Below are 24,703 nucleotides of genomic sequence, written 5' to 3'. Positions count from 1 at the left end.
CGCACCACGGGCGATATCGTCGCGGTGCGCCAGGCGGGCCAGCAGGATCGCGCACCGTGCGATCGGTCCCGGGCCCGCTCGCCGCTAGGGCGCAGCAGCCTGGAGGGCGCCGCCACCCTGCGGGCGACCCCGCTCCTCGGCCAGGGCCCCGGGCCCGCCCGAGACCGGTCGGACCGGCCTCACAGCGTCGCCCTGACACCCCCGCACCCCGCCCGCAGGCCGCGTGACCAGCGCCATGACCTCGCCGGCACCACCGGGCACCGTCCTGCCAATCAGCTCACCCGTCAGCGCATCGACCGCCGCGACCCTGACAGACACGGGCACGAGCACCCAGTCCCAGACTCCTGCACCCGGCAAGCACCGGGGCCTCCTACCCACCTCGGCACCCCGCCCCCCTCACAGCCGCCAATGATCCACGAGGTCGCACACGCCGGGCCCCGGCCCGCAAGCCATCAGACCCCACCCCCATACGGTCTGAACAAATCCCGACGAAGAGGGAGGAGGCCGCGAGTGTCGGGCCCACGCTCCCCTGGGCGCGCCCCGCGGCCGGGGAAGCGGTGTGACCGGCTCGCGGTGCCGGGCTCGGCCCGTCATCGGGTACACTCGTCCTCGGCCCCTCGTGCGGCGTCATCCAGTGAATCCCCCAGGACCGGGAGGTAGCAAGGGTAAGCGGGCTCTGGCGGGTGCGCGAGGGGTCTTCATCTGCCCGGGGTCTCGCACGGCGTCACCGGTCCCGTTTAGAGTCGGACCGTGACCACCGCCCTGTACCGCCGCTACCGCCCCGACACCTTCCAGGACGTGATCGGGCAGGACCACGTGACCGCCCCTCTCATGGCGGCGCTGCGCGGGGATCGCGTGACCCACGCCTACCTCTTCTCCGGTCCGCGCGGCTGCGGCAAGACCACCTCCGCCCGCATCCTGGCGCGCTGCCTGAACTGCGAGCGCTTCCCCACCGACACCCCCTGCGGGCAGTGCCCGAGCTGCCGGGACCTGGCCACCGGCGGCCCCGGGAGCCTCGACGTCGTCGAGATCGACGCCGCGTCCCACAACGGCGTCGACGACGCCCGCGACCTGCGCGAGCGCGCCTCCTTCGCCCCGGCGCGCGACCGCTTCAAGATCTTCATCCTCGACGAGGCCCACATGGTCACCCCGCAGGGCTTCAACGCCCTGCTCAAGCTCGTCGAGGAGCCCCCGGCCCACGTGAAGTTCGTCTTCGCCACCACCGAGCCGGAGAAGGTCATTGGCACCATCCGCTCGCGCACCCACCACTACCCCTTCCGCCTCGTGGCCCCGGACACCCTCGAGGGCTACCTCGCCCACCTGTGCGATGCCGAGGACGTGCGGGTCGGCCCGGGCGTCTTCCCGCTGGTCACCCGCGCCGGCGGCGGGAGCGTGCGCGACACCCTGTCCGTCATGGACCAGCTCATCGGCGGGGCGATCGACGGCGAGGTGAACTACGCCCGCGCCGTCGCCCTCCTGGGCTACACCGACACCACCATGCTCGACGCCTGCGTGGACGCCCTGGCCGCCTCCGACGGCGCCGGTGTCTTCCGGGTCGTGGACCGGGTCGTCTCCTCCGGGCACGACCCGCGCAGATTCGTCGAGGACCTCCTCCAGCGCCTGCGCGACCTGCTGGTCATCGCCCTGGCCGGCTCGGAGGCCGGCCCCGCCCTCGGCTCCCTGCCCGACGACGAGCTGGCCCGCATGGAGGTGCAGTCGCGCACCATCGGCGCGGCCGGCCTGTCGCGCGCGGCCGACACGACGGTGCAGGCCCTCTCGCAGATGGTCGGGGCGACCTCGCCGCGCCTCCAGCTCGAGCTCCTCATGGCCCGGCTGCTCGTGCCCGGACGGCGCGCCGCGGCCCCGGGCGGGCAGACCGCCGGCGGCCAGGCCCCGGGCGGTCAGGCGGCGCCCGTGCAGCGGCCCGGGAGCGGCGCGGGGGCCGGCGGGGCGGAGACCATCAGGGCCGACGGCGCGGGGGGCGGCGGCCCTGCCATGGCCTCCGACACCGCCCGCCGCGCGGCGCCCGCCCCTCTCGGCGGCGCACCTGCGCGGGGCGCCCCGCCCGCAGAGGCCCCCCCGGCGGGTCCGCCGACGCCGCCCCCGGCTGCCGCCGGGCCCGCTGCCCCCGCCTCCGCCGCGTCGGGCGCCCCCGCGGCGCCGTCGGCCCCTGCCCCTTCCCCGACGCCGCAGGGCGGGGTCGCCCCGGTGGACTGGGACGCCCCCGCCCAGGCCCCCGGGCAGCCGCCCCAGCGTCCCGCGCAGGCAGGCCCCCCGGGCGGGCAGGCCGGCCCCCCGGAGGGCGCCGCCTCGCAGCGCCCCGGGCGGGGCGACTCGGCGGCGGACGCCGAGATGATCCGCGGCCGCTGGGAGGAGGTCCTGGAGGCGGCCAAGCGCTCGCGGCGCGCCACCTGGGCGCTCGTCGGCCCCAACTCCCAGCCCGGCGGCATCCGCGACGGCGTCTTCGAGGTCATCTTCAGCGGGCAGGGCCTGGTCAACGCCTTCGAGAACGGCGGCCACGGCCCGGTGCTCTCGGCGGCCCTGCACCAGGCGCTCGGGCTGAGGCTGGAGGTGCACGCCGTCCTGGCCGGCCCAGGCGGGCGCCCGGGCCCCGGCCCTGGCGGCCCTGGCGGTGGCCGACCCGCCGGCCCGGCAGGTCCCGGAGGGGGCCCCGGCCCTGCCGCTCCGGACGGCGGGGCAGGCGGTCCCGGGTGGCCCGACGACGCCGGGACGGGCGGTGCCCCGAGCGGTCTCGGCGGCATGCCGGGCGCCTCCGCCCCGCGCGGTCCGGTCGACATGGGCGGCCCCGCCGACGGCGGCGGCCCCGGGCCCGCGGCCCTCTCGCCCGAGGCGTCCGCATCATCGGCCCCCGCCTCGCCCCGGCCCCCGACCTCCGCAGCACCGCCGGAGGCGGAGGACGACGGGTGGGGCGTCATCGCCGTCCCCGGAGCCCGGCGCGCGGCCCGGGAGAGCGCCGAGCCGGTGGCCCCGGCAGCCGACGTCGCGGACCGGCGGCTCTCGCCCGAGCCCGGTCGCCCGACACCCGCGGCGCCGAGCAGCCCCGCGGCACCGGCGGACCCGGGCGGTGCGCGGGCCCGGTCGGCCCCGGTCCCGTCGTCGCCCGAGGCCGCACCGGGGGCATCGCCCGACGCCGCCGGTTCCGGGGGGGCGGCTTCGGCTGGCCCGCCCCGGACCGGTCCCGCAGGCGGCGGACGTGTCGTGCCACCGCCCGGCGCGGGGCCCGCTCCTGCAACGGGCCCCGCCTCCGCGTCCGGGCCCGCTTGGCGCGCGTCGGCCGGCTCCGGGGGGGCGAGCCCGGTCTCGCCCGGCTCCGCGCCGCCCGCCCCAGGGGGCTCCGGCGCCGTGGGATCGGCTCCGGCCGCGCCCTCTGCGGCCCCGCCGTCCGCGGCGTCGCCGGCCGGCCGGCCGGTCTCGCCCGCGGCTCCCCCCGCACCCCCGGAACCGGCGCCGTCACCCGGCGCGGCGGCTCCGGCGGCCTCAGCCGTCTCCGCCGCCCCGCCTCCCGACGCCGCCCCGCCGGACCCCGCCGATGCGATCCCCCTCGCCACCGTCCACCGCTTGCACGCCCTGCCGAAGCTGCCCGGCGGGGCTGCGCCGTCCTCGTCGTCGGCGCCGACGACGAGGGCCGAGCAGCACCGGCAGCCTCACGAGGGCGGCGAGCACCACGAGCACCAGGGCCTGGCCCCCGTCAGCTGGGACGGCCCCGCCACCTTCTCCGACGGCACGCCCGTCCCGCAGGAGCCCCCGCCCGAAGAGGATGAGGGGCCGGAGGACTCCTGGGCGCCCGCCGACGCCGCCGGCGACCGGGTCTCCGCCGCCCGGGCCGCGGCCCGCGCGGCCGCCCGCGGGCAGGCGCAGCCGGGCGCGGCTCGCGGCGCCGTCTTCTCGCCGTCCTCCGTCGAGGACGACGTCCCCAGCGAGGACGACGAGGACGCCGAGGAGGCCGGCGTCGTCGGCCTGGAGGTGGTCAAGCGGCTGCTCGGGGCGACAGTGCTGGAGGAGATCACCGTGACCCAGGAGGGACGCTGACATGCCAGCCGTCTACGAAGGCGCCGTCCAGGACCTCATCGACGAGCTCGGCGAGCTGCCCGGCATCGGCCCGAAGTCCGCCCAGCGCATGGCCTTCCACATCCTGTCGGCCGACTCGGCCAGCGTCGAGCGCCTCATCGAGGCCCTGCGCGCCGTCAAGGCCCGGGTGCGCTTCTGCGAGACCTGCGGCAATATCGCCGAGTCCGAGCAGTGCGCCGTCTGCCGCGACCCGCGCCGCGACCAGCGGGTCATCTGCGTGGTGGAGGAGCCCAAGGACGTCGTCGCCATTGAGCGCACCCGCGAGTACCGGGGGCTGTACCACGTGCTCGGCGGGGCGATCGACCCCATTAACGGGGTGGGCCCGGACGACCTGCGTATCCGCGAGCTCTTCGCCCGGGTGGGGGGCGGCGTCGAGGAGGTCATTATCGCCACCGACCCCGACGTCGTCGGCGAGGCCACCGCCGCCTACCTGACCCGCATGCTGCGCACCATGGACGTGCCCGTCTCGCGGCTCGCCTCCGGTCTGCCCGTGGGCTCCGACCTGGAGTACGCCGACGAGGTCACCCTGGGGCGGGCCTTCGAGGGGCGGCGGCTCGTCGAGGGGTGACCGCGCGGCGGGACGACGCGCCCGGCGGCGGGCAGGCGGCCGCCGGGTCAGGGGACGACGCCGGTGCCCGGCGGCGGGTCGCCGGCGAGGCCCCGTCGGCGCCCTCGGCCGCCCCGCCCCAGTCCTCGGCCCCTCCCGCCGCGCGGCCCGCGGCCTCGCCGGGTGAGGAGGACGGAGGGGCGAGCGGTCCGCCTCCTCGGCCGGAGTACTGATGCGCGGTCATGCCCCACCACCTGCTGAGCGGCCCTTCGCCCGAGGCGGACGAGGGCCGCTCAGCGCACGGACTCAGCCGGCGGATCCGGAAGAGGGGCCCTGCGCCGTCGGCGACTTGCAGGGCAGCATCTGCTCGACCATCGCCTCCGGCGACCCTTGGGCCGGGCGGTAGCGGACGCCCAGCTCGGTGCGCTGAGCCCGGCGTCGCAGCGCACCGGGAAGCCCACGTTGTGCCGCACGTGTCCCAGCGTCATCCCGATCCTGGGCGCGAGGGCCAGGAGCAGCGGGCGGGGCAGGGCGCGCCGCGGCAGGCGGAGGCGGTGGCCGTACCGGGGCACGAGGCGGCCCGCCAGGGAGACGATGTCGGTGTCCTCCGCCGAGCCGAAGAGCATCGGTTCGGACAGTCGCAGCCCCAGCTGACTCAGCAGCGTGCCGGTTGCCGTTGTCTCGCAGTGGTGTCCGAGCAGCGGCTCACTGTCAAGCGCCATGCTTCTTCCTTCTTCCTCAGGACATCGATCGGCTGAGAGCGTCAGCGTCGTCGGCGATGGGAAAGCGGATCTGCGTGCGCCGGGCGGGCCGGGTCGCACAGGTGCAGGTGTCCATCAGAATGACATTGGAGCGTGCGGGGGCTGTGCGTGTCGGACGGATCCGCATGATCACGCGGGTCTCTGTGTAGACCTCGGGACCTGGAGGATCCAATGTCATTCTGACGGACACCCGCTCCGGGCCCCGTCCGGCGAACCGGTCTCGACGCGAGTATGAACCGATCTCGAGCCGGAGTACGACCGATCTCGGTGCGGAAGTGAACCGATCTCGGCGAAGGGGGCGGCGGGCGCGGCGCCGGGCCGGTGCGATGCACCACCTGGCGTTCCGGGTCGGCAGTCCCCGGGACGTCGGCCCGATCCACGACGCCGTCCTCCGGATAGCGGCGCGCCTCCTCCGCGCCCCGCGCAGCCGGCCGGGGTACTGCGCTGACTACTACGGTTCCTTACTTCAAGGACTCCGAGGGCATCGAGTACGAGGTGGTGGGCGTCGCCAGGCGCTCCTACTTCCCGTCGTGAGGCTGCGGGGGACCTCGGCGGGAGCGCGAGGCCGCCGCTGAGGCCGTCACCACGCCCCCGCACCCGAGCGCCAGGAGGAGCACGACGCTCGCCGGCCAGAAGGGCGCGTGGCGGGCGACGGCGGGCGTGAAGAAGGTGTACGCCCTCCTCTTGCAGTCCTCCCTGGTGTCCGCGTCGCGCATGGAGTCCACTGCGGTCCCGATGTCGTACAGCCATCCGATGTGCCAGTCGTCGGGGTCGCCGACGGGATGGTGCGCGGTGATGTCACCGAGCGCGGCGAAAGGATTGGGGACGAGGACCAGCCAGAGCTGCATGGCGTGGGGGACCCTCTTGTGGTGAGGGTCCGGGACGCAGTAGCCGGAGTCCCCGGCGAACTCCCAGGTGTCGCGCTGCACCCCGACCGACACCTGCTCCGCCGTCACCTTGACCAGCGGGGTGCCGATCGTCAGCGCCACCACCACGAGGTACGTCAGCGGCACCGCGGCCCGCGAGGGCGCTGTCACGGCGGACAGGCCGGCGCTGATGCCGCACACCGCCCCCAGGGTGACGACGAGGACCAGCAGGTGCCCGAGGAAGGCCTCCCGGATCGCCCCACCGATCAGGGCGAGGATGATGAGGAAGGGCAGGGCCGTCACGATGAAGGCGAGCCCGATCGCCCCGACCCCCAGGAACCTGCCGGCGGCTGCCCGTGGGCTCAAGGTCGCCGGGAGCAGAGGGGCCAGGACGAGAATCATGAGCAGGATGAAGCAGACAAGCTGCTCGTACATGGTCGGCAGGTAGTTCGCGGTACCGGCGCTGAGGCAGGCCTTCAACAGCGTGATGAGGCCGCAGGTCACGGCCAGGATCACGAACCAGCACGTGAGCACCGTTCGCCAGCTCATGACGGCGCGGACAGCGTCCCGGCCCAAGGACGTGCCGCCTCCCGACGCGGCTCCGGTGCCGTCTCTCCCACCCCTTCGGATCAACATGATCGGTCTCAGCTGCGCGGACGACGCCGGTCGGGCGCCGTCAGGCCACTCGCGTGCCGCGGGCGAGGCGGTGCACGGGCGTGCGCAGCCTCCGTGAGGCGGACGTCAGCGACCAGGCGCCCAGGGCCAGCACCATCACCAGGCTGACCGGCCAGAAGGCGAGGTGCGTGATCTCCCAGTCGAATGGGCTCGACGTCGTTTCCGGCTCGCAGTGGTTGATGACGACCTCCTCCGGCTGGGGGTTGCGCATCTGGTCGACGGCTGCCCCCGCCATCCCCAGCGGAGACGTCGGGTACGACGGCTGCTTATCGTATTCGGTGTACGACGACTGCCCGCCGTACACCATGCTCCGCCCCGAGACGTCGGCCAGCGCCACGAAGGGATCGGGGACGAGCATCCACCAGATCCGCTCGGTGTGCACAATATTGCTGGTGCGGACATGGGGCTCAGTCTCGCAGACCATCTTGCCGTTCGTTGAGGCGCTGTAGTCCGTCTCGTAGGAGAGCGTCGTCTGCTTCCCCTGAACCGCCGTCGCCGAGATCGCGGTGATAATGGGGGACCCGATGACGAGGCCCGCGACGACCAGGTAGGTCAGCACCGCCGAGGCCGAGGTGCGCGCGGTCGCCGCCGAGAACCCCAGCCCGATCGCGCACACGGCCCCCAGGGTCACCACGAGGATCAGCAGGTGGCCCGCCAGCGTCATCCACGCCGCTCCGCCCAGCAGGGTGAACACGACCAGGAAGGGCAGGGCCACCGCCAGGAACGCCAGGGCCGCGGACCACGCCGCCACGAGCTTTCCGACGACGATCTCCTGCGAGCGCAGCCTCGTGGCCTGCAGGAGCGCCAGGGTCGCGTCGGCGCGGTCGCCGTTGACGGAGGTGGCCGACAGGGTCGGGGCGATGATCAGCCCGATGCCCAGGACGAAGCAGACCGTCAGGTCGTACAGGATGGGAGCGGTGTCCTCCGCCTCGCTGCCGGTCATTCCCGCCAGCGCGGTCAGGCCCCCGCACAGGAGGACCAGGATGACGCCCCACACCACCAGCATGACCTGCCAGCGCGTGGACCTCACGCGCTGACGCAGCTCCAGCACCGCAACGGTGCGCACGGCGGACCAGCTCATCGCCGCTCTCCTTCCATCGACAGGTAGATCTCCTCCAGGGCCCCGCCCGTCGGGGCGAAGGACACCACCTCGACCCCCGCGTCCAGCGCCTCCCGCAGGATGCGCGCGGCGACGACGTCGTCGGGCACGGCCAGGCGCACCGTGCCGTCCTCGGACGCGGTGGCGCGCACCGGGGCCCCGGCGGACCACTCCGACAGCCGCTGCGCGTCCAGCGCCCGCATCCGCCACTGGCGCTGCAGCGGCTGGGGGAGGACCGCGGGCGGCGCGGCGGGGGCCCGGGCGCCGTCGTCGCTCGGGCTGCCGTCGCCGTCGTCGCCGACGACGTCGGGGCGCGGCTGCGCGGAGGCCGCGGGGGCGGATGGTGCGGAGGCGGGGGCGACCGCCTGCCCGCGCGCCATGAAGACGACGCCGTCCACCATCTGCTCCAGCTCGGACAGGATGTGGCTGGAGACCAGGACGGTGACGCCGCCGGAGGCGAGATCGCGCAGCAGGACCCGCAGGTCGGCGCGCGAGCGCGGGTCCATGCCCGCCGCGGGCTCGTCGAGCAGCAGGACCTGCGGGTGGTGCACGAGCGCCCGCGCCAGGCCCAGGCGCTGCTTCTGCCCGCGCGAGAGCACGCGGGCGGGGGTGTGGGCCATCTCCTGGAGGTGGACGGCGGAGAGCATCTCGATGGCGCGCTCCCGGCCGGTGGCCTCGTCCAGCCCCTGGGCGGCCGCGAAGGTCATGAGGATCTCGGTGCAGGTCAGCGAGTCCCAGGTGCCGAAGGAGTCCGGCATCCAGCCGATCGCCTGGTACACCTGACGGGGCTGGGTGGCCGGGTCCAGCCCCGCCACGCGGATCGAGCCCGCGTCGGGGGCCAGGAGCGCGGCCAGCATGAGCAGAAGAGTCGTCTTGCCCGCCCCGTTGGAGCCCACGAGCCCCGTGACCGAGCCCGCGGGCACCGTCATACTCATCTGCCAGACCGCGCGCGTGGGGCCGAAGAAGCGCGTCACCCCGGTGACCTCGATGCTCATGGGTACATGCTACGGAGGCGGCGGCCCGCGGGGCCATATTCCGATGGGGAGGAGTCCCCGTCGGCTGCGCGGGCCGGGGCCCTGCGGACGAGCGCGGTTCGGGGCTCCTCAGGCGATTCGGTGACTGGTTCCGCAGTCTCTACAGCCCGGGAACGAACCATGTGGCCCGCGGGTCGCGCGGCGACTGCCCGCTCCATTCCACGAGCCCTTCCCCTCGGAGCTTTTTGAGCCATCTGAGCACCGTGGGGCGGGCGGCGTCCATGCCCGAGGCGATCTCGCCGGTGCTCAGCGGCCCGGTGCTGCGCAGCAGCGAGATGATCTCGAGGGCTCCGGGGGGCATACGGGCGGCAATATCGCTGGAGAGTGCCGAGACCGCGTCCAGCCTGACGACGACGCTGGTCGAGGTCTGGCGGTAACGGGGGTCGGCGAGGCCCGCCTGCCGCATGTCCTCCACCATGCGGCGGATCCCCTCGCCGAGCTCCTGCGTGATCCCGAGGTCGGCGCATACGCGGGCGATGCGCGGATTGCGGGCATAGCGGGCGATCTCCAGCGGCCGGCTCGGGTCGCCCGGCCCCGGGAAGCGCCCCGGGCTGGATACCTCGATGCGGTGCGGGAAGATGGAGACGCGGATATGGTCCCCGGCCATGGAGTAGGAGCGGTGGACGACGGCGTTGACCACCGCCTCCAGCCAGGCGTCCCGGGGTATGACGTCCACGGGCCCGAAGGTTCCGTCCCGCCTCAGGGCGCGACGCCTCGGTGCCCACTGCTCGATGAGGGCGGCCGCCTGCCTGATGACGTCTCGGATGGCCCCCTCGATGCGGCGGTCGCCGTCGGACTCCATCGTCTGACGGCCCCCGGTGCCGGTCTCGTCCTCCCGGTACCTCAAGACTCTCACCAGGGCCTGCGGGAGCCGCTCCTGGGGTGCGAGGCCGAACAGCAGCAGCGCCGCGATGGTGGGACGCCCGTCAGTGGTGAGGAGGCTGCGGCTGCGCAGGACGTGCGCGTCATCCCCGCTTGCGCCGATCGCCTCCCGCAGGCGGTTGATGGCACTGGGGTCCAGGCTCGACATCGTGGTGCCCGCCGGTTCGGCCTCATAGCTCTCGGCCTCGCGGTCGTAGACGAGCTCCTCCCACATCGAGCCGTCGAGCTTCATGGTGGAGTCGCCTGCGCGGAGGAAGGCGGTGCCGTCGGAGCGGCGGTGCGCATGCCGGCTGGGCGGGACGTCGGCTACGAGGACGTGGTCCTCTTCGCCGTCATCATTGATGACGGGCACCTCGTGAAACCGGACCCGCAGTGGCGGGGCCACCATGGTCAGTGGAGCCCGGCGCAGGGCGTTGATCTTCTTGGCTGAGTCGTCAGTGCCTTCGATCCGTCTCTCGCTGAGTCCGACGGCCACTCTTCCGCCCTCGGCGTTGGCCATGCCGATGATCGCCTTGGCGAAGTCTTTGGGAGCGATGCGGATCGACTTGCGCTCGAACCACTGGTTCTCGGGCGCGCGCGCCAGGCGCTGCCCGCGCTCACCGATCGGGAGCTCCAGCAGCGCGTCGACCTCATCATCGCCGTTCATGAACGTACTCTAACATTTTTAGAGTAAGTAAGAGTAGGTTGCGAGTAGCACCCGGCCGGCGCGGCGAGGAGCGCAGTGACCGGGCGGGTGCCTCGAACCGATCTCGAACCGAAACCGGACCGATCTCGGCGCGGAACTGAACCGATCTCGAGCCGAAACCGGACCGATCTCGGCGCGGAACTGAACCGATCTCGAGCCGAAACCGGACCGATCTCGGTGCGGAACTGGACCGATCTCGAGCCGGAACCGGACCGATCTCGGTGCGGAATACGACCGATCTCGGCGAAGGGGGCCGGCCCGGCGCGGGCGGCCGCGAGCGGGCGGGCCCGTCATGGCGGTCGTCTCACGATGGTGTTTCAGCGGGCCCGGGGCCCAGGGCGCACGTATGCTGGGGGCCGTTGCCACGTCGGGGTGGGCCCGGTCGCGCCAACCGCGTGAGCAGCGCCCCTCCCTGTGGCCGGCGGTGACCACAATCCGAGGAGCGCCACATGGCACTGGTCGTCCAGAAGTACGGCGGCTCGTCCGTCAGCGACATCGAGGCGGTGCGACGCGTCGCCAGGCGCGTCGTCGCCACGCGCGAGGCGGGCAACACCGTCGTCGTGGTCGTCTCCGCCATGGGCGACACCACCGACGACCTGCTCGACATGGCCGGCGCCCTGACCGAGGCGCCCCCCGCCCGCGAGATGGACATCCTCCTGTCGGCCGGCGAGCGCATCTCCATGGCCCTGCTCGCCATGGCCGTCGGCGAGCTCGGCGTGCCCGCTCATGCCTACACCGGCGCCCAGGCCGGGGTCCTGACCGACTCCAAGTACGGGCGCGCCTCCATCGTCGGCGTCCTGCCCGAGCGCATCGCCCGCGCCATCCAGACCGGGGCCGTCGCCATCGTGGCGGGCTTCCAGGGCATTAACGAGGTCGAGGACGTCACCACGCTCGGCCGCGGCGGTTCGGACACCACCGCGGTGGCCCTGGCGGCCGCCCTGAACGCCGACGTCTGCGAGATCTACACCGATGTCGACGGCCTGTTCACCGCCGACCCCCGCATCGTCCCGACCGCCAGGCGCATCGAGTCCCTCTCCAGCGAGGAGACCCTGGAGCTGGCCGCCCACGGCGCCAAGATCCTCCATCTGCGGGCGGTGGAGTACGCCCGCCGCTTCGGCGTGCCCCTGCACGTGCGCTCCTCCTTCTCCGACAGGACCGGCACCTGGATCTACGACGGCCGCCGCGAGGGCGCCTTCGTGCCCTCGGCCGTGGCCGCCAGGCTCGACGACGTCGTCGCCGCCGACACCGAGCCGCCTCCCCGCGCCCACTCCCAGGAGGCCCCGCTCGCCGCCGCACCCGGTCCCGCCGCCTCCGCGCCCGCCTCCCCGGCCGGGCTCGACGACGGCCCCTCCGCCGACGTCGTCGACGCCGCCCACCGCACCGCCATCGCCGCGCGGGCCCAGGCCCGCCCCCGCCCGTCCGCCAAGGAGGACCACGTGGAAGCCCCCGTCATCTCCGGAATTGCCCACGACCGCAGCCAGGACAAGATCACGCTCGTGGGCGTGCCCGACGTCCCCGGCTCGGCCGCCCGCATCTTCGCGATCGTGGCCGGCACGGGCGCCAACATCGACATGATCGTCCAGGACGTCTCCGCCGTGGAGACGGGCCTGACCAACATCTCCTTCACCTGCCCCGACGGCGACTCCACCGCCGCCCGCCGGGCCCTGGAGAGGGCCCGCGACGAGCTGGGCTTCCACTCCCTGCGCTTCAACCCCGACATCGGCATCCTGTCCCTGGTGGGCGCCGGCATGCGCTCCAACCCGGGGGTCTCCGCCCGCCTCTTCAGCGCCCTGAGCGAGGCCGGGGTCAATATCCACATGATCTCCACCTCCGAGATCCGTCTCTCGGTGGTGGTTGACGACGCCGTGCTCGACGAGGCCGTGCGCGCCGTCCACTCCGCATTCGGCCTCGACGCCCAGGCCGCCGAGGCGGTCGTCTACGGAGGGACCGGCCGATGAGCACCAGCACCCAGAGCACCCAGCACCGCCCCGTCAACGAGTACGTCGGCCCGGCCGACGGCGTGGCCATCGCCGTCGTCGGCGCCACCGGGCAGGTGGGCCGGGTCATGCGCGCCATGCTGGCCGAGCGCGGCTTCCCGGCGCGCGCCGTCCGCTTCTTCTCCTCGGCCCGCTCCGCCGGCACCGTCGTGGACTTCCGCGGCGCGGCGGTGGAGGTCGAGGACGTGGCCACCGCGGACCCGGCGGGCATCGATGTCGCCGTCTTCTCCGCCGGGGGGGCGGCCTCCCGCGAGCACGCCCCGCGGTTCGCGGCGGCCGGCGCCGTCGTCGTGGACAACTCCTCCGCCTGGCGGCGGGACCCGCAGGTCCCGCTCGTGGTCAGCGAGGTCAACCCGCGCGCGCTGCGCGAGCGCCCCAAGGGGATCATCGCCAACCCCAACTGCACGACCATGGCGATCATGCCGGCCCTCAAGGCCCTGCACGACGAGGCCGGCCTGGTCCGGTTCTTCGCCTCGACCTACCAGGCCGTCTCCGGCTCCGGGCGGGCCGGGGTGGCCGAGCTGGCCGAGCAGGTGCGCGCTGTCGCCGACAAGGACATGGAGGCCCTGGCCGGCGACGGGCGCGCCGTCGCCTTCCCCGCTCCGGGCGTGTACGTGGACACCATCGCCTTCAACGCCGTCGCCTGGGCCGGCAGCGACGCCGGTGACGGAAGCGGCGAGACCGACGAGGAGCAGAAGCTGCGCAATGAGTCCCGCAGGATCCTGGAGATCCCGGACCTGGCCGTCTCGGGCACCTGCGTGCGCATCCCCGTCTTCTCCGGCCACGGCGTGAGTGTCAACGCCGAGTTCGCCCGCGAGATCGGCCCGGAGCGGGCCCGCGAGCTGCTGGCCGCCGCGCCGGGCGTCACCTGCCAGGACGTGCCCAGCCCGCTGAAGAGCGCCGGGCGCGACGGCACCTTCGTGGGCCGCGTGCGCGCCGACCAGGGCTTCGCCCCCGGGCGCGGCATCGCCTTCTTCGCCGTGGGCGACAACCTGCGCAAGGGGGCGGCCCTCAACGCCGTCGAGCTCGCCGAGCTGGTGGCCGCCGAGCTGCGCGCCTGAGCCCGCTGGCGGAACGTCGCCCGAGGCGGGTCCGCCCGCGCAAGGGCCCGCGTCCCCGGGGCCCGCCGTCCTCCTCACGGTGTTACCGCCCGCCTCCGGGCGGCCCGGGCACGGCGGGCGGGAGGCGCCCCTCCCTCACCGGTCACGGCGCAGTCGTGGCGACGGGCAGACCGGAGAAGGCGTACTGCGACCACGAGCCGACGTACAGACGGCCGCGTCCCAGCCCCGCGCGCTCCATGGCGAGCAGGTCGTGGCAGGCGCTCACCCCGGAGCCGCAGTAGACGGTCACGCCCGCGGCATCGGCCACGCCCAGGGCCGCGTAGCGCCCGGCGAGGGCCGCGGGGGACAGGAAGCGGCCGGCGTCGTCGAGGTTACCGGCCAGAGGGGCGCTCAGCGCCCCGGGGATGTGCCCGGCGGGTGCGTCGGTCGGCTCCACCCGGCCGTGGTACCGGTCGGCGGCGCGCGCGTCGAGCACCGGCGGCGCTGCCGGGTCGGCTGCCTGCGCGGCCGCCTCCTCCATGGCGACCAGGGCGCCGACGGGCCACGGGCGGGCGGTGAAGCGTGCGGGCGCGGGGGAGACCGGGTCGACCGACAGCCTCCCGCCCCAGGCGCCGAGGCCGCCGTCGAGCAGGGCGGCGTCCACCCCCAGCAGGCGCAGCATCCACACCAGGCGCCCCGCGGACAGGCCCCCGGCGTCGTCGTAGGCGATGACGGCGTCGTCGTCCCCGATGCCCAGGCGGGACATGGCGGCCGCGAAGTCCTCCGGGGCGGGGAAGGGGTGGCGGCCCCGGCGCGAGGGCGGGGCGGCGAGGTCGACGTCGACGTCGACCCACACGGCGCCCGGGATGTGCCCGCCGGCGTGGGCGGCGGCCCCGGAGCGGCCGTCGAGGTACCAGCGCACGTCCGCGATGACAGCCCCGGGGTGGTCGCGCAGCCAGTCGGGGGCGACAACGGGAGGAATCATGGGGACAGGCTACCGGCGGCGGCCGGGCGGCGGGAGTAGTCTGCGGCTGCGGCCGGCCGCGACCGCAGGAGCAGAACGAGGAGAGGGAATGACCGCGCGGAGCGACACCGATCTGCAGTCGCGGGAGGTGACGCGGCGGCTGCCCCAGTACCGGGAGGTCATCGACCTGTACCGGCGCGCCTTCCCGCCCGAGGAGCGGCTGCCGCTGTGGCACATGCGTCTGATGGCGCTGCGGCGAGACGTGGGGTTCCGGGCCTGGCTCGACGACGGCGCCCTGGTGGGGCTCACCTACACGGTCGACTCCCCGGCCACGGTCTGGCTGTTCTACCTGGCGGTCAATGACTCCGTGCGCTCGCGCGGCTACGGCTCGCGCATCCTGAACGGCGTGCGCCGGCATGCGGCGGGGCGCACGGTCGTCCTGGAGCTCGAGCCCCTCGACGACGGCGCCCCCAACCTCGAGCAGCGCCGCCGTCGCCTGGCCTTCTACGAGCGGGGCGGCTTCGCGCTGACCGGCTACCGCATCCACGAGGGCGATCAGAGCTACTCGGTCATGGCCGACGGCGTCTTCGACCCCGGGGCCTTCCGCCGCCTGGTGTTCCGGTTCGGCCTGGGGCTGCGCCGGACGTCCCTCACGCGGGAGTGAGGCCCGCGCGCGTCCGTGCCGCCGAGCTGCGCCGGCCGCCGTCGACGGCGACCCGTGCAGCGCCCGGGGCGGCCTCACGCCCCGGGGGCCGGCCCCGCGTAGAGGTACACGCCCACGGCCTTGGGCAGGCCCGGCACCTCGAGGTCCAGGCTCCGCTCGGCGGCGCGGACCAGGCCCGCCCTCTCGTAGAACCGGTAGGTGCACAGCTCGTCGGTGTAGAGGAAGAGCTCGGTGCGCCCGCGCTCGCGCAGGTGGGACATGAGGCCCCGGTACAGGTGGGTGCCCACGCCCCTGCCCCGGGCGACGGTGTGGACGGCGAAGAGCGTGACCTCGTCGCTCAGGGCCCACGTGCCCGCCTGCCGCACGTCTTCGCGCAGCTCCTCGTAGGTGCGCTCGAAGCTGAAGAAGAACCGCAGCGTGCGCCACTGCGGCAGCCCCACGGTGAGGAGCCAGGCCCTGGCCGCGGTGATCCGCACCCGGCGCCGGACGCGTCCGGGCAGGAGCGGCTCGCCCCGGACCCGCCCCATCATGACGCCCACGACCTTGCCGTCCAGGACCGCGACCCGCGCATAGCTCGATCCCTGCAGGCACTCGTCCAGATAGACCTCCAGGGCTGAGCGCTCCAGGTAGCGGCGCCTGGTGTAGCGGTGGATGTGGAAGGCGTCGTTGATGATCGCCATGACGCCCTCGGCGTCGCGGTCCTCGTAGGGGCGGTAGGTGATGGCTTCCCGTCGTGTCATACGGTCTCCTTCTGATCGGTGCGTGCGGGATGGGGCCTGCCCTCAGCCGCCCGTGAGGAGCTTGACCACCACGCCGACGACGACGGCGTTGTAGAGGAAGGCGAGGACCGTGTGGGTCATGACGATCCAGCGGGTCCGCGAGGAGCGCACCTCGACGTCGGAGGTGGCGAAGGTCGCCCCGATCGTCATGCCTAGGTAGAGGTACTCGGCGCTCGCCGGCGTCCTGGTCCCGGGGAAGCGGAAGCCGCCGTGGGCCTCGAGCTGGTCGTGGCGCTCGTACATCTGGGCGAACCCGATGTGGAGGACCAGCCACCCCAGCACGCCGATGAGCACGGTGAGGGCCTGGCTGCGGTCCAGAGCCAGGTAGAGGCGGCTGACGTCGTCGGCCAGAGAGGCTCCGGTGGCGACGCCGTCGGGCTCGTCGAGGTAGCCGACGGCCGTGATGAGGCCGGTGGCGGCGGCCAGGAGCGGGGTGAGGTCGGACAGGTTGCGGAGCCAGGAGTGGTGGCCCGGCGGCCGGGAGCAGGGGCCGGCCGACGGCGCCCGGCCGCCCCGGTCCGCGTGCTCGCCGGGGCGGCCGCCCCGGGCCGCCCACAGGGAGCCGGCGACGTAGGCCAGGGCCAGCCCCACCCAGGACAGGGCGCCCACCGCGATGACGACCAGCTCGGAGAAGAGCATCTGGGCGAGGCCCGCGGCGAGGAGGAGCACCTCGATGACGGCCAGGGCGCGGGAGCGGTACATGGCCGCCATCCTCTCAGACCCGGGGTCCGGGGACGGGCTACCCCGTCTTCACCCGCCCCGCCCTGCCCCCGCCAGCCCTCCTGGCCGCCTGCCGGGGCGCGGGGCCGCCGCCGCGTCCCACGCCCCGCGACATCAGGTGGTAGGGGGCCAGCAGGCCGATCGCCATCCCGAGGACGGTCAGGCCCGCCGTCGTCAGGTCCTGGGCGACGGCCAGCAGCTCGGCCGACGCCGTCGCACCGCTCATCCCCGGCAGGGCCAGCAGCCCCGCGGTGGCCCGGAAGAGGTAGACCCCCGGCACGAGGGCCACCACCGCGGCGAAGCCCGCGCCCGCGAAGGGGATGCGGAACCGTCGGCTCACCGGGGTCAGGACGGCGCTCACCAGCGCGCAGGTGGCCATCGACGCCGCCGGCCCTCCCCATCCCCACCGGCTCACCGCGACCCAGTGCAGGGCATGCCCGAGCCCGCCGGCCAGCAGCGCCCAGGGGACCGTCCGGTAGGGCATGGAGAAGTAGACGGGGTAGCAGCAGGCCACCAGGCCCGCGCCGAGCACGTCCACCCACAGCGGCACGGACAGGAACGACGCCGACACCGGCAGGCTCGCGCCCCAGGCCGCCATGCCCGCCACCAGGCCGCCGGCGATGGCCAGGATGGTCAGGGCCGCGTCGGCCAGGCGCGCCAGGCCCAGGTCGTGGCGGCGCCGGGCGATGTCCAGGCAGCCGTTGAGCACCTGGGGGCCGGGGACGAGCACCATGGCCGGGCACACGGCCACGAGCCGGGCGGCACTCGTCCAGCCCAGATGGACCGACAGGCCCCCGGCCAGCCCGCCAATGAGGGAGGCGGCGGCGATCTGCGTGGTCAGGCTCGCCCCGCGCCCGCCCAGGAGGCGGCGCGCCAGGCCCCCCAGGGCGCCGGCGGCGAAGATGAGGACGCCGGAGTGGAGGTGGGCCAGTCCGAAGATGAGCGCGAGCAGCACCGCCCCCGCCCCGGCCGCCGGGCAGAAGAGCCAGGTGGGGCTCGCGGGAGCGGCGGCGGCCTCGTCGGCGGCCGCGCGCAGCCCGGCGGCGGTCGGGGCCCGCTCGCCGTAGAGGCACCGGGTCAGGTGCGTCACCCGGCTCATATTGATGGCGGAGAGGTTGACGGCGCGGGTGAGGACCACGGCGCCGTGCTCGTCCACCAGGGTGACCTCGCGCCAGGCGGGGACCAGGCGGTAGCGGGTACCCAGGAGCGCGTTGAGGCGGTCGACGGCGCGCACGCTCGCCTGGGTGGCGTAGCCGTTGCCGTGCAGGAGCGCCGCAATGTCCGCCACGAGCGCCGCGTGCGCCCGAGGATCCTGGCCGCCCCGGCCGCCCTGGTCCTCCCGGTCGCCGTCCTGGTCGTCCAGCTCAGGCCTCCAGGTTCCCGTAGACCGGCTGCCACATGGCGTCCTGCACGGCCTGGATGAGGTTGTCGTGGCTCGCGGTGGCCACGCCGTCGGCCTGGGCCTGACGCGCCACGGCCACCGCAACGGTCGCCGAGGACGCCCGCAGGTTCTCCACCGGCGGCAGCAGTGAGGCGCCGGGCTCGGTGGGGTCCACCTGGCCGGCCACGGCCTGCGCTGCGGCCAGCAGCATCCCGTCGGTGACCCGCGAGGCCCCCGAGACGATGACGCCCAGCCCCAGGCCCGGGTAGAGCAGGGCGTTGTTGCCCTGGCCGATGGTGAAGGTCGTACCCTCGTAGTCGAAGGGGGCCACCGGGATGCCCGTGGCCACCAGGGCCTTCCCCCTTGACCAGGCGACCACGTCCTCGGGCATGGCCTCAATGCGCTCGGTGGGGTTGGACAGCGGCAGGATAATGGGGCGCTCCACGCCGGCGCTCACGGCCTCGACGACCTCGCGGGTGAAGGCGCCGTGGTTGGTGGAGGTGCCGATGAGGACGGTGGGACGGGCGCGGCGCACCACCTCGAGCAGCTCGACGGCGCCGCGGGACGAGCGCTGCCAGCCGGCGGCCTCGGCGGCAGGGCGGGCGTAGGCGCGCTGGTAGTCAGGCAGGCCGGTCATGTCGTCGGTGACCAGGCCCACCCGGTCCACGAGCCAGATGCGGGCGGTCGCCTCCTCGAAGGAGAGGCCGTCGCGCACCATGCCCGCGTGAATCTGGTCGGCCATGCCGGTGCCCGCGGTGCCGGCCCCGTAGACCACCAGGCGCTGGTCGGCGAAGGTCTGGCCGGTCACTCGCATGCCGGAGACGACGGCGGCCATGACAATGGCGCCGGTGCCCTGCATGTCGTCGTTGAAGATGCGGTACCTCTCGCGGTTGGCCTGGAGGATGCGGCGGGCGTTGGCCGGGCCGAAGTCCTCGAAGTGCAGCAGCGCGCCGGGGAAGAGCTCACTGGCCACCGCCAGGTACTCGTCGATGAGGGCGTCGTAGCGCGCCCCGCGCACGCGCGCGTGCCGGTTGCCCAGGTAGGCGGGGTCGTTGAGGAGGAGCTCGTTGTCGGTGCCGCAGTCCAGGTTGACGGCGATGGCCCGCTCGGGGTGGATGCCGGCGGCCGCCGTGTAGACGGCGAGCTTGCCCACCGAGATATCCGTGCCGTTGACCCCCCAGTCGCCGATGCCCAGGATCTCCTCGGCGTCGGAGACCACGAGCAGGTCGACGTCGCCGGGGCCCAGGCCGAGCTCCTCGAAGGAGGGCCGCACGTCCTCGATGCGGTCGATGGACAGGTAGACGGCCCGTGAGCGCCGGTAGTCCCGGCTCCACTTCCTGATGGCCTCCCCCACGGTGGGGTCGTAGACGATCGGGAGCAGCTCGGCCAGGTGGTCGGTCAGGACGCGGTAGTAGAGCACCTCGTTGCGGTTGTGGAGCTGGTCGAGGAAGACGTACTTGTCCAGGTCTGTGGCGAAGGACCGCAGCTGGGCGTAGGAGCGGGCGGCCTGCTCGTCCAGGGTCTCCACCGCCGAGGGGAAGCGGCCGAGGATGCCCAGGCGACGGCGCTCCTCGGCGGTGAAGGCGGTGCCGCGGTTGGTCAGGGGGTCCGCGATGACGGACGGCTTGGCTGGCATGGGGTGCTCCTCTCACTGCGGAGGACGACGACGGGGCGCCGCCCTGCGGCCAGTGTGTCAGTTGACTGACGCTCTTGGTGAGACTGTGAGAGGAAAGTTACGATCTGTTCCGCGTACTGTCCACTACCGTTGAGACGGGGTGGGGCGCCGTCAGGACGACAGGTAGCCGCCGAAGAGGGCGAAGGCCTCCTCGATCGCCTCGGCGCGTCCACCGCGGCGGGGCTGCCCGGAGGGCCGGCGGACCGCCACGGCGTCGAGCAGCGCCTCCAGGACGACGAGCGTGGCCGCCCGGGTGCGGAACATGGCGTCCTGGGCGGGGGACGTCGTGGTCAGCAGAATGTCGGCCAGCGGGGGCAGGGCGCCGGTGCGCCGGTTGGTCAGCAGGATCGACGTCGCTTCTCGACGGCGCGCCAGGCGCAGGAGCCCCTCCACCGGGGCAGGGCTGCGGTCGAAGGCGGCCGCCAGCACCACCGAGTCGGCGCCGATCCCGGCCGCGGCGTGCGCCCAGCGGTCGGTGCCGTCCAGAAGCGTCACCCCCCTCCGCAGGTAGGCCAGGAGCAGGAAGAAGTGGTGGAGCAGGGGCTGGCCGGAGGCGACGGCGCCCAGGTAGAGGGGCCGGTCGTCGTCGGCGACGAGGTCGCAGGCCCGCGCGAAGGCGCTGTCGTCGATGGAGGCCAGGGAGGCGGACAGCGAGGCCTGGGCCAGGTGGATGCGATGGGCCAGGACGGACTCGGGTGCGCGGTCCTCGCCGTCGTCGAGCCGCCGGAGCCGATCCACCGGCAGGGAGAGGTCCTGGCGGATGCCCGCGCGCAGGCTGCGGCTCATCGACCGGAAGTCGGCGTAGCCGAGCTTGCGCGCGAACCGGGCGACCGTGGCCGAGGAGACGCCGACCCCCCGGCAGACCTCCTCCAGGTTGAGCAGGGCTGCGCTGGGCAGAGAGTCCTCGTAGAAGCGGGCGACGTCGCGCTCGCGGGCGGTGAGGCGGGCGGACGCGAGCCTGTCCAGGAAGGGGGCGTCCGGGGGAGTGCCTGCGCCGCCTGCGCTGTCCGTGCTGCCTGTGCGTGGCTCCACGGCGCCCAATGTATCGGAGGGGCGGACGGGCCCGCGGACTGGCGCCGCCGGCTCCGACGGAGGCGTCAGGCGAGCGCGAGCCCCAGGGCGGCGCCGAGGTAGAAGACGTTGACGGCCAGGAGGAGGACCCGCTCCGAGATGCCGAGGGCGTACCGCCGTATCGGGCGGATGGCCAGCGCCGCGACCAGGGCGAAGGAGCGGCCGGCGCCGTCGTCGATGAGGCTGTCCGCATCCGGTCAGGCCGGCCTGAGCCGGGCCGGGGCCCGGTGCGCGGAGTCCCGCCACGCCTGACCGCGCGAGACGATCATGGCGACGTCCGCCCGCGTGAGCCCGTGCGCGGGTTCTGCCGCCGCCCCTGTCTCCTCCGGTCCGCCATGACGCCGATTGTGCCCCGCCCCGCGTCCAGGGGTCGAGCCCGGCCGCCCGCTGTGCGGCGCGGGCGCCGCCCGTGCCGGCCTGCGCCGCCCGCGGCGGCTCGCGTCCGCACGCGCCCTCGTGCCGTGCCGTCCGCCGTGGGGCTCGCGTGGCCCCAGCCGCACTCGGGTGCGGCCCGGAATAGGGGCCGCGCCGGCGGGCGTTGCGCCTGCCGAACAGCCAGCACGGCTGAACACCAGTCGAACAACCGTCACGCGCCGCCGAGCGCACCACCTGAAGGGAGCCCCATGGCCACCACGAACATCACCGGCGAGCAGTTCAACTCCACCGTCCGCGGGGAGGGCATCACCCTGGTCGACTTCTGGGCGTCCTGGTGCGGGCCGTGCATGCGCTTCGGCCCGGTCTACGAGAAGGCCTCTGAGGCCAATCCCGACATCACCTTCGCCAAGGTCGACACCGAGGCCGAGCAGGGGCTGGCGCGCGCACTGGGCGTCTCCTCCATCCCGACCCTCATGGCCTTCCGCGACGACGTCCTCGTCTACCGCGAGGCGGGCGCCCTGCCCGCCCCGGCTCTCGCCTCCCTCATCGACCAGATCCGCGAGCTCGACATGGCCGATCTCAAGGCGAAGATCGCCGAGGAGCGGGCGGGCAAGCAGGCGTGAGCGCGGGCCCAGTCCTTGGCGGCGCGGGCCCGGGCGGGCTGCGGGGCCTCCCGACCCCTCGCTGAGATCGGTCGGGTTCCGGCTCGAGTTCGGTTCAAGGGGCGGGGCGTCGCCCCTCGTGGGTTCTCCGAGACCCCTGAGAGCCGTTCTCGACCGAAAAAGGTGGTTCCCACGCACTTTTAACACCGACCGGCGCCCCGTCCTCGCCGCAGAACCGCAGAATCACGCCAATCTTCGCTACGCCCAAGACCGCCGAGCACCTTAAAGGTGCGTGGGAGCCACCTTTTTCCGCCGCACAGCGCCACTCAGCCCCAAAGCTATAGGCGAGCCTGTCCTGTGTTCCCTGAGAGCGATAAGATCTAACCATTGAGCATCTTTGATTGTAAAGTCGCTCCCATGAGCGCTAAGACTGTCAAGAACCCGCCCGTTGCCCCTGCTTTCACCGCCTCAGCCGAGCTGCGCGCCGACCTCCAGCGCGCTCTCATCGACATCACCGCCCTGAGCCTGGTCGGCAAGCAGATCCACTGGAACGTCGTCGGTCCGAACTTCCGCGACCTCCACCTCAACCTCGACGAGGTCGTTGATATCTCCCGCGAGGGCTCCGACGAGCTCGCCGAGCGCATGCGCGCCATCAACGCCTACCCCGACGCCCGTCCCTCGACGGTCGCCGCCCAGACCTCGGTGCCCGAGGCCCCCGAGGCCGGCGTCATCACTTCCGACGCCGTCGACTACATCGTGTCCGCCATCAATGCGGTCACCACGACCCTGCGCGACATCCACGACGCCGTTGACGAGGCCGACCCCTCCTCCTCCAGCATTCTGGAGGACTACACCCAGCGGCTGGAGCAGCAGAGCTGGTTCCTCTCCGCCCAGAACTACAGCGCCTGACACTGCCGGTGCCGGCGGGGCCCGGTGCGACGCGCGTCGCACCAGGCCCCGGGCTTTTTCCCTCGCGCCGCGATCGGCCGTATTCCGGTGCGAGACCGGTTCGTCCCGCGGCCACGCCGGCCGCCGATAGCCTGGGCCCATGTCTCCCACCGCACGCGCTGACGTCGTCCGCCTGGTCCGCCTCACGCAGCACTTCGCCACCGAGGCGGTCCGGGCGGGCGACGTCGCCGCGTTCCCGCCGCCCGCCGCGCTCGCCGAGCTTCCGCCGCTCGAGCTGCGCCGCCTTCTTGACGGGCTGCTCACCATCCGCCCGCCCAGACCCATCCCCGACGACGACGTCCGCGAGGACCTCGACGAGATGCTCGCCGCGGAGGTCGCCCAGCGCGTCCTCGACGCCGGCGCCCCCGACGCGCAGACCCTGCCGACACTGTCCTCCACGCACGGTGTCAAGGAGCCGATGGGGCGGAGCGTCGCCCTGTGGCGGGGCGACCTGACGACGCTGCGAGCCGGGGCGATCGTCAACGCCGCCAACGCCGAGATGCTCGGCTGCCGGGTCCCCGGCCACGCCTGCATCGACAACGTCATCCACGCGGTCGCCGGGCCGGGCCTGCGCGCCGAGTGCGCCGAGTACATGCGGGGGCGCGGGGGCCGGCCGGAGGAGACAGGCCGCGCCCTGCTCACCGGCGGGCACCACCTGCCTGCCGGGCACGTCATCCACACGGTCGGGCCCATTGTCAACGGCGGTGTCACCGAGGAGCACCGCGCCCTCCTGGCGAGCTCCTACCGCTCCGTCCTCGATGCCGCCGCCGAGGCGGAGCTGGACTCCGTCGGCCTGTGCTCGGTGTCCACCGGGGTCTTCGGCTACCCCAAGGGGGAGGCCGCCCCGCTGGTGGTCTCGGTGATCGACCAGTGGCTGAGCGCGCACCCCGACGCCGGGCTGCGCATTGTCATCTGCGCCTTCGAGCAGGAGGACGTCGACGCCTACGAGGCGGCTCTGGCCCCGCAGCGCGGATGATGGCCGTCCTGTAAGAGACCCCGGCGTCTCGTGGCCACTGGCCGGAGGTTCGGCCTGCGTCGACGCGGCCGTGGAGGATCCCGCAGGTGCCGGGCCGGTGGAGCTGCACATTCACGTGTGGCACGTCGCTTCAAGAACCGCGGAATCATGCGGGATTGCTATACCGTCCGCCGAGGAGGAGCCGCTCCCACGTGCGCAGACCCCCCTCTGCGCACATGGGAGACCGCCAACTGACCTTGATGGACTAGAGGAAGCACTGGAATATCAAAGAAAAGTAGCCCTTGCTTCATGAGGGCGCCTTTCTCCCATGTGCAACCAGGCTTGGTGTGCGGGTTGAGTGCGAGTTGAGCGCAGCGATGCGCGGCCGCCCTAGGTGAGTGATTCGGGGCTGGTGGTGGGTGGTGTCCTGTGGCTCTGCCGTGCTTGCCGGTCGAGCTCGTCCTGTCTGCCGGTGACGTCCGCTGGGTCGTGTGGCGCGCTGGGTCGTGTCGGTCGGGGCGCGCGGCGGTGGCCTCCGGCGTCGAGATGGACATTGTCGTACGAGGTCGGCGGTGTCACCGTCTATCTCGTACGACAATGTCTGTCTCGACAGGGGGCGTGCGCATGGGGGGCGGCCCGACGTGGACGTATCTTTGTCGTGTGGTCGTGCTTTTCTCCCGTCGTTCTGGGCTCTGTCTCCCAGGAGGATTGGGGGGAGGGGGGTTCATGCTGGGAGGGTATGTTGACGTTCCGGTGCGGGGCCGGCTCTCGCAGTGCCTGGTGGCCGTGCCTGCTGGTTCGGGGCCGGTCGTCCCGATGACTGGCTGACCGGCCGGCTCCAAGACGGTGCGGGACAAGTCGGGGCGGGGGAGGTGGTCGTCCCACGCGCTTTTA

19 protein-coding genes and 1 other RNA gene are annotated in these 24,703 nt (G+C 73.7%); 9 read left to right on the top strand and 11 right to left on the bottom strand.

From position 1 onward, the window contains the following. Window positions 1-608 precede the first annotated feature (608 nt). From ffs to recR, 3 genes are all read left to right on the top strand, one after another. An RNA gene (gene ffs, locus O145_RS17590) (signal recognition particle sRNA small type) lies at window positions 609-703 on the top strand. A 47-nt stretch (window positions 704-750) separates the two neighbouring features. Then, the gene (locus tag O145_RS18325) at window positions 751-4,050 is read left to right on the top strand and encodes a DNA polymerase III subunit gamma and tau (RefSeq protein ID WP_043563623.1); all 3,300 of its coding nucleotides are present in this window, start codon (window positions 751-753) and stop codon (window positions 4,048-4,050) included. Between the two features lies 1 nt (window position 4,051). Then, window positions 4,052-4,657, top strand: a complete 606-nt coding sequence (gene recR, locus O145_RS12790) for a recombination mediator RecR (protein ID WP_043563621.1) — start codon at window positions 4,052-4,054, stop codon at window positions 4,655-4,657. Window positions 4,658-4,929: 272 nt separating this feature from the next. Here the strand turns inward: recR and O145_RS19345 are convergent, their stop codons facing one another. From O145_RS19345 to O145_RS12765, 5 genes are all read right to left on the bottom strand, one after another. After that, complete coding sequence (locus O145_RS19345) at window positions 4,930-5,358, bottom strand: hypothetical protein (protein ID WP_043563620.1); 429 nt, start codon at window positions 5,356-5,358, stop codon at window positions 4,930-4,932. Between the two features lie 557 nt (window positions 5,359-5,915). Beyond that, window positions 5,916-6,812, bottom strand: coding sequence for a hypothetical protein (locus tag O145_RS12780; protein ID WP_156966761.1), 897 nt, complete (start codon window positions 6,810-6,812; stop codon window positions 5,916-5,918). 127 nt (window positions 6,813-6,939) lie between these two features. After that, window positions 6,940-8,019 carry an ABC transporter permease gene (locus tag O145_RS12775; RefSeq protein WP_043563616.1) on the bottom strand — a complete coding sequence of 360 codons (1,080 nt, stop codon included), beginning with the start codon at window positions 8,017-8,019 and terminating at the stop codon, window positions 6,940-6,942. Further along, window positions 8,016-9,032, bottom strand: coding sequence for an ABC transporter ATP-binding protein (locus O145_RS12770; RefSeq protein WP_043563614.1), 1,017 nt, complete (start codon window positions 9,030-9,032; stop codon window positions 8,016-8,018). The genes O145_RS12775 and O145_RS12770 overlap by 4 nt, the downstream gene beginning before the upstream one ends. 139 nt (window positions 9,033-9,171) lie before the next feature. Next, entirely contained in the window at window positions 9,172-10,599 is a 1,428-nt protein-coding gene (locus O145_RS12765) for an ATP-binding protein (RefSeq protein WP_052375135.1), read from the bottom strand. Window positions 10,600-11,087: 488 nt separating this feature from the next. Between O145_RS12765 and O145_RS12760 the strand changes: the two genes are divergently transcribed. Next, complete coding sequence (locus tag O145_RS12760; protein ID WP_043563611.1) at window positions 11,088-12,596, top strand: aspartate kinase; 1,509 nt, start codon at window positions 11,088-11,090, stop codon at window positions 12,594-12,596. Next, window positions 12,593-13,696 carry an aspartate-semialdehyde dehydrogenase gene (locus tag O145_RS12755; RefSeq protein WP_043563609.1) on the top strand — a complete coding sequence of 368 codons (1,104 nt, stop codon included), beginning with the start codon at window positions 12,593-12,595 and terminating at the stop codon, window positions 13,694-13,696. The genes O145_RS12760 and O145_RS12755 overlap by 4 nt, the downstream gene beginning before the upstream one ends. Window positions 13,697-13,838: 142 nt before the next feature. Here the strand turns inward: O145_RS12755 and O145_RS12750 are convergent, their stop codons facing one another. After that, the gene (locus O145_RS12750) at window positions 13,839-14,660 is read right to left on the bottom strand and encodes a sulfurtransferase (protein ID WP_043563607.1); all 822 of its coding nucleotides are present in this window, start codon (window positions 14,658-14,660) and stop codon (window positions 13,839-13,841) included. A gap of 88 nt (window positions 14,661-14,748) precedes the next feature. Here O145_RS12750 and O145_RS12745 point away from each other — a divergent pair, with 88 nt between their 5' ends. Further along, complete coding sequence (locus tag O145_RS12745) at window positions 14,749-15,303, top strand: GNAT family N-acetyltransferase (RefSeq protein WP_043563605.1); 555 nt, start codon at window positions 14,749-14,751, stop codon at window positions 15,301-15,303. A gap of 74 nt (window positions 15,304-15,377) precedes the next feature. On the opposite strand, the gene O145_RS12740 is transcribed toward O145_RS12745, so the two are convergent. From O145_RS12740 to O145_RS12720, 5 genes are all read right to left on the bottom strand, one after another. After that, complete coding sequence (locus tag O145_RS12740; RefSeq protein ID WP_043563603.1) at window positions 15,378-16,043, bottom strand: GNAT family N-acetyltransferase; 666 nt, start codon at window positions 16,041-16,043, stop codon at window positions 15,378-15,380. A gap of 42 nt (window positions 16,044-16,085) precedes the next feature. Continuing rightward, window positions 16,086-16,784, bottom strand: coding sequence for a DUF1345 domain-containing protein (locus O145_RS12735; protein ID WP_052375134.1), 699 nt, complete (start codon window positions 16,782-16,784; stop codon window positions 16,086-16,088). Window positions 16,785-16,821: 37 nt separating this feature from the next. Next, a complete protein-coding gene (locus O145_RS12730) occupies window positions 16,822-18,090 on the bottom strand; it encodes a threonine/serine exporter family protein (RefSeq protein WP_169740359.1) in 1,269 nt (422 codons plus the stop codon). Between the two features lie 76 nt (window positions 18,091-18,166). Continuing rightward, window positions 18,167-19,819 carry an NAD-dependent malic enzyme gene (locus tag O145_RS12725; protein ID WP_043563602.1) on the bottom strand — a complete coding sequence of 551 codons (1,653 nt, stop codon included), beginning with the start codon at window positions 19,817-19,819 and terminating at the stop codon, window positions 18,167-18,169. 150 nt (window positions 19,820-19,969) lie between these two features. Then, the gene (locus tag O145_RS12720) at window positions 19,970-20,890 is read right to left on the bottom strand and encodes a MurR/RpiR family transcriptional regulator (RefSeq protein ID WP_052375131.1); all 921 of its coding nucleotides are present in this window, start codon (window positions 20,888-20,890) and stop codon (window positions 19,970-19,972) included. Window positions 20,891-21,552: 662 nt separating this feature from the next. Between O145_RS12720 and O145_RS12715 the strand changes: the two genes are divergently transcribed. The 3 genes from O145_RS12715 (at window position 21,553) to O145_RS12705 (ending at window position 23,830) form a co-directional block, all read left to right on the top strand. Further along, window positions 21,553-21,927 carry a thioredoxin family protein gene (locus O145_RS12715; RefSeq protein WP_043563600.1) on the top strand — a complete coding sequence of 125 codons (375 nt, stop codon included), beginning with the start codon at window positions 21,553-21,555 and terminating at the stop codon, window positions 21,925-21,927. 396 nt (window positions 21,928-22,323) lie between these two features. Beyond that, window positions 22,324-22,815: a Dps family protein gene (locus O145_RS12710; RefSeq protein ID WP_043563598.1), complete on the top strand. Its 492-nt coding sequence runs from the start codon at window positions 22,324-22,326 to the stop codon at window positions 22,813-22,815. Window positions 22,816-22,954: 139 nt separating this feature from the next. Beyond that, entirely contained in the window at window positions 22,955-23,830 is an 876-nt protein-coding gene (locus O145_RS12705; RefSeq protein WP_043563596.1) for a macro domain-containing protein, read from the top strand. Window positions 23,831-24,703: the final 873 nt, after the last annotated feature.

The sequence above is a fragment of the Actinomyces israelii DSM 43320 genome (genome assembly GCF_000711965.1).
Lineage (GTDB): Bacteria > Actinomycetota > Actinomycetes > Actinomycetales > Actinomycetaceae > Actinomyces > Actinomyces israelii.
Note: the sequence above shows the minus strand (reverse complement) of the source record. Positions and strands in the feature narration are given on the sequence as shown.

Coding starts and splice junctions, on each gene's coding strand:
- O145_RS12760 (WP_043563611.1), top strand. CDS start 11,088: ATGGCACTGGTCGTCCAGAAGTACGGCGGCTCGTCCGTCAGCGACATC.
- O145_RS12770 (WP_043563614.1), bottom strand. CDS start 9,032: ATGAGCATCGAGGTCACCGGGGTGACGCGCTTCTTCGGCCCCACGCGC.
- O145_RS12775 (WP_043563616.1), bottom strand. CDS start 8,019: ATGAGCTGGTCCGCCGTGCGCACCGTTGCGGTGCTGGAGCTGCGTCAG.
- O145_RS12745 (WP_043563605.1), top strand. CDS start 14,749: ATGACCGCGCGGAGCGACACCGATCTGCAGTCGCGGGAGGTGACGCGG.
- O145_RS12705 (WP_043563596.1), top strand. CDS start 22,955: ATGTCTCCCACCGCACGCGCTGACGTCGTCCGCCTGGTCCGCCTCACG.
- O145_RS12755 (WP_043563609.1), top strand. CDS start 12,593: ATGAGCACCAGCACCCAGAGCACCCAGCACCGCCCCGTCAACGAGTAC.
- O145_RS12740 (WP_043563603.1), bottom strand. CDS start 16,043: ATGACACGACGGGAAGCCATCACCTACCGCCCCTACGAGGACCGCGAC.
- O145_RS12780 (WP_156966761.1), bottom strand. CDS start 6,812: ATGAGCTGGCGAACGGTGCTCACGTGCTGGTTCGTGATCCTGGCCGTG.
- O145_RS12750 (WP_043563607.1), bottom strand. CDS start 14,660: ATGATTCCTCCCGTTGTCGCCCCCGACTGGCTGCGCGACCACCCCGGG.
- O145_RS12765 (WP_052375135.1), bottom strand. CDS start 10,599: ATGAACGGCGATGATGAGGTCGACGCGCTGCTGGAGCTCCCGATCGGT.
- O145_RS12735 (WP_052375134.1), bottom strand. CDS start 16,784: ATGTACCGCTCCCGCGCCCTGGCCGTCATCGAGGTGCTCCTCCTCGCC.
- O145_RS12715 (WP_043563600.1), top strand. CDS start 21,553: ATGGCCACCACGAACATCACCGGCGAGCAGTTCAACTCCACCGTCCGC.
- O145_RS12710 (WP_043563598.1), top strand. CDS start 22,324: ATGAGCGCTAAGACTGTCAAGAACCCGCCCGTTGCCCCTGCTTTCACC.
- O145_RS12725 (WP_043563602.1), bottom strand. CDS start 19,819: ATGCCAGCCAAGCCGTCCGTCATCGCGGACCCCCTGACCAACCGCGGC.
- recR (WP_043563621.1), top strand. CDS start 4,052: ATGCCAGCCGTCTACGAAGGCGCCGTCCAGGACCTCATCGACGAGCTC.
- O145_RS19345 (WP_043563620.1), bottom strand. CDS start 5,358: ATGGCGCTTGACAGTGAGCCGCTGCTCGGACACCACTGCGAGACAACG.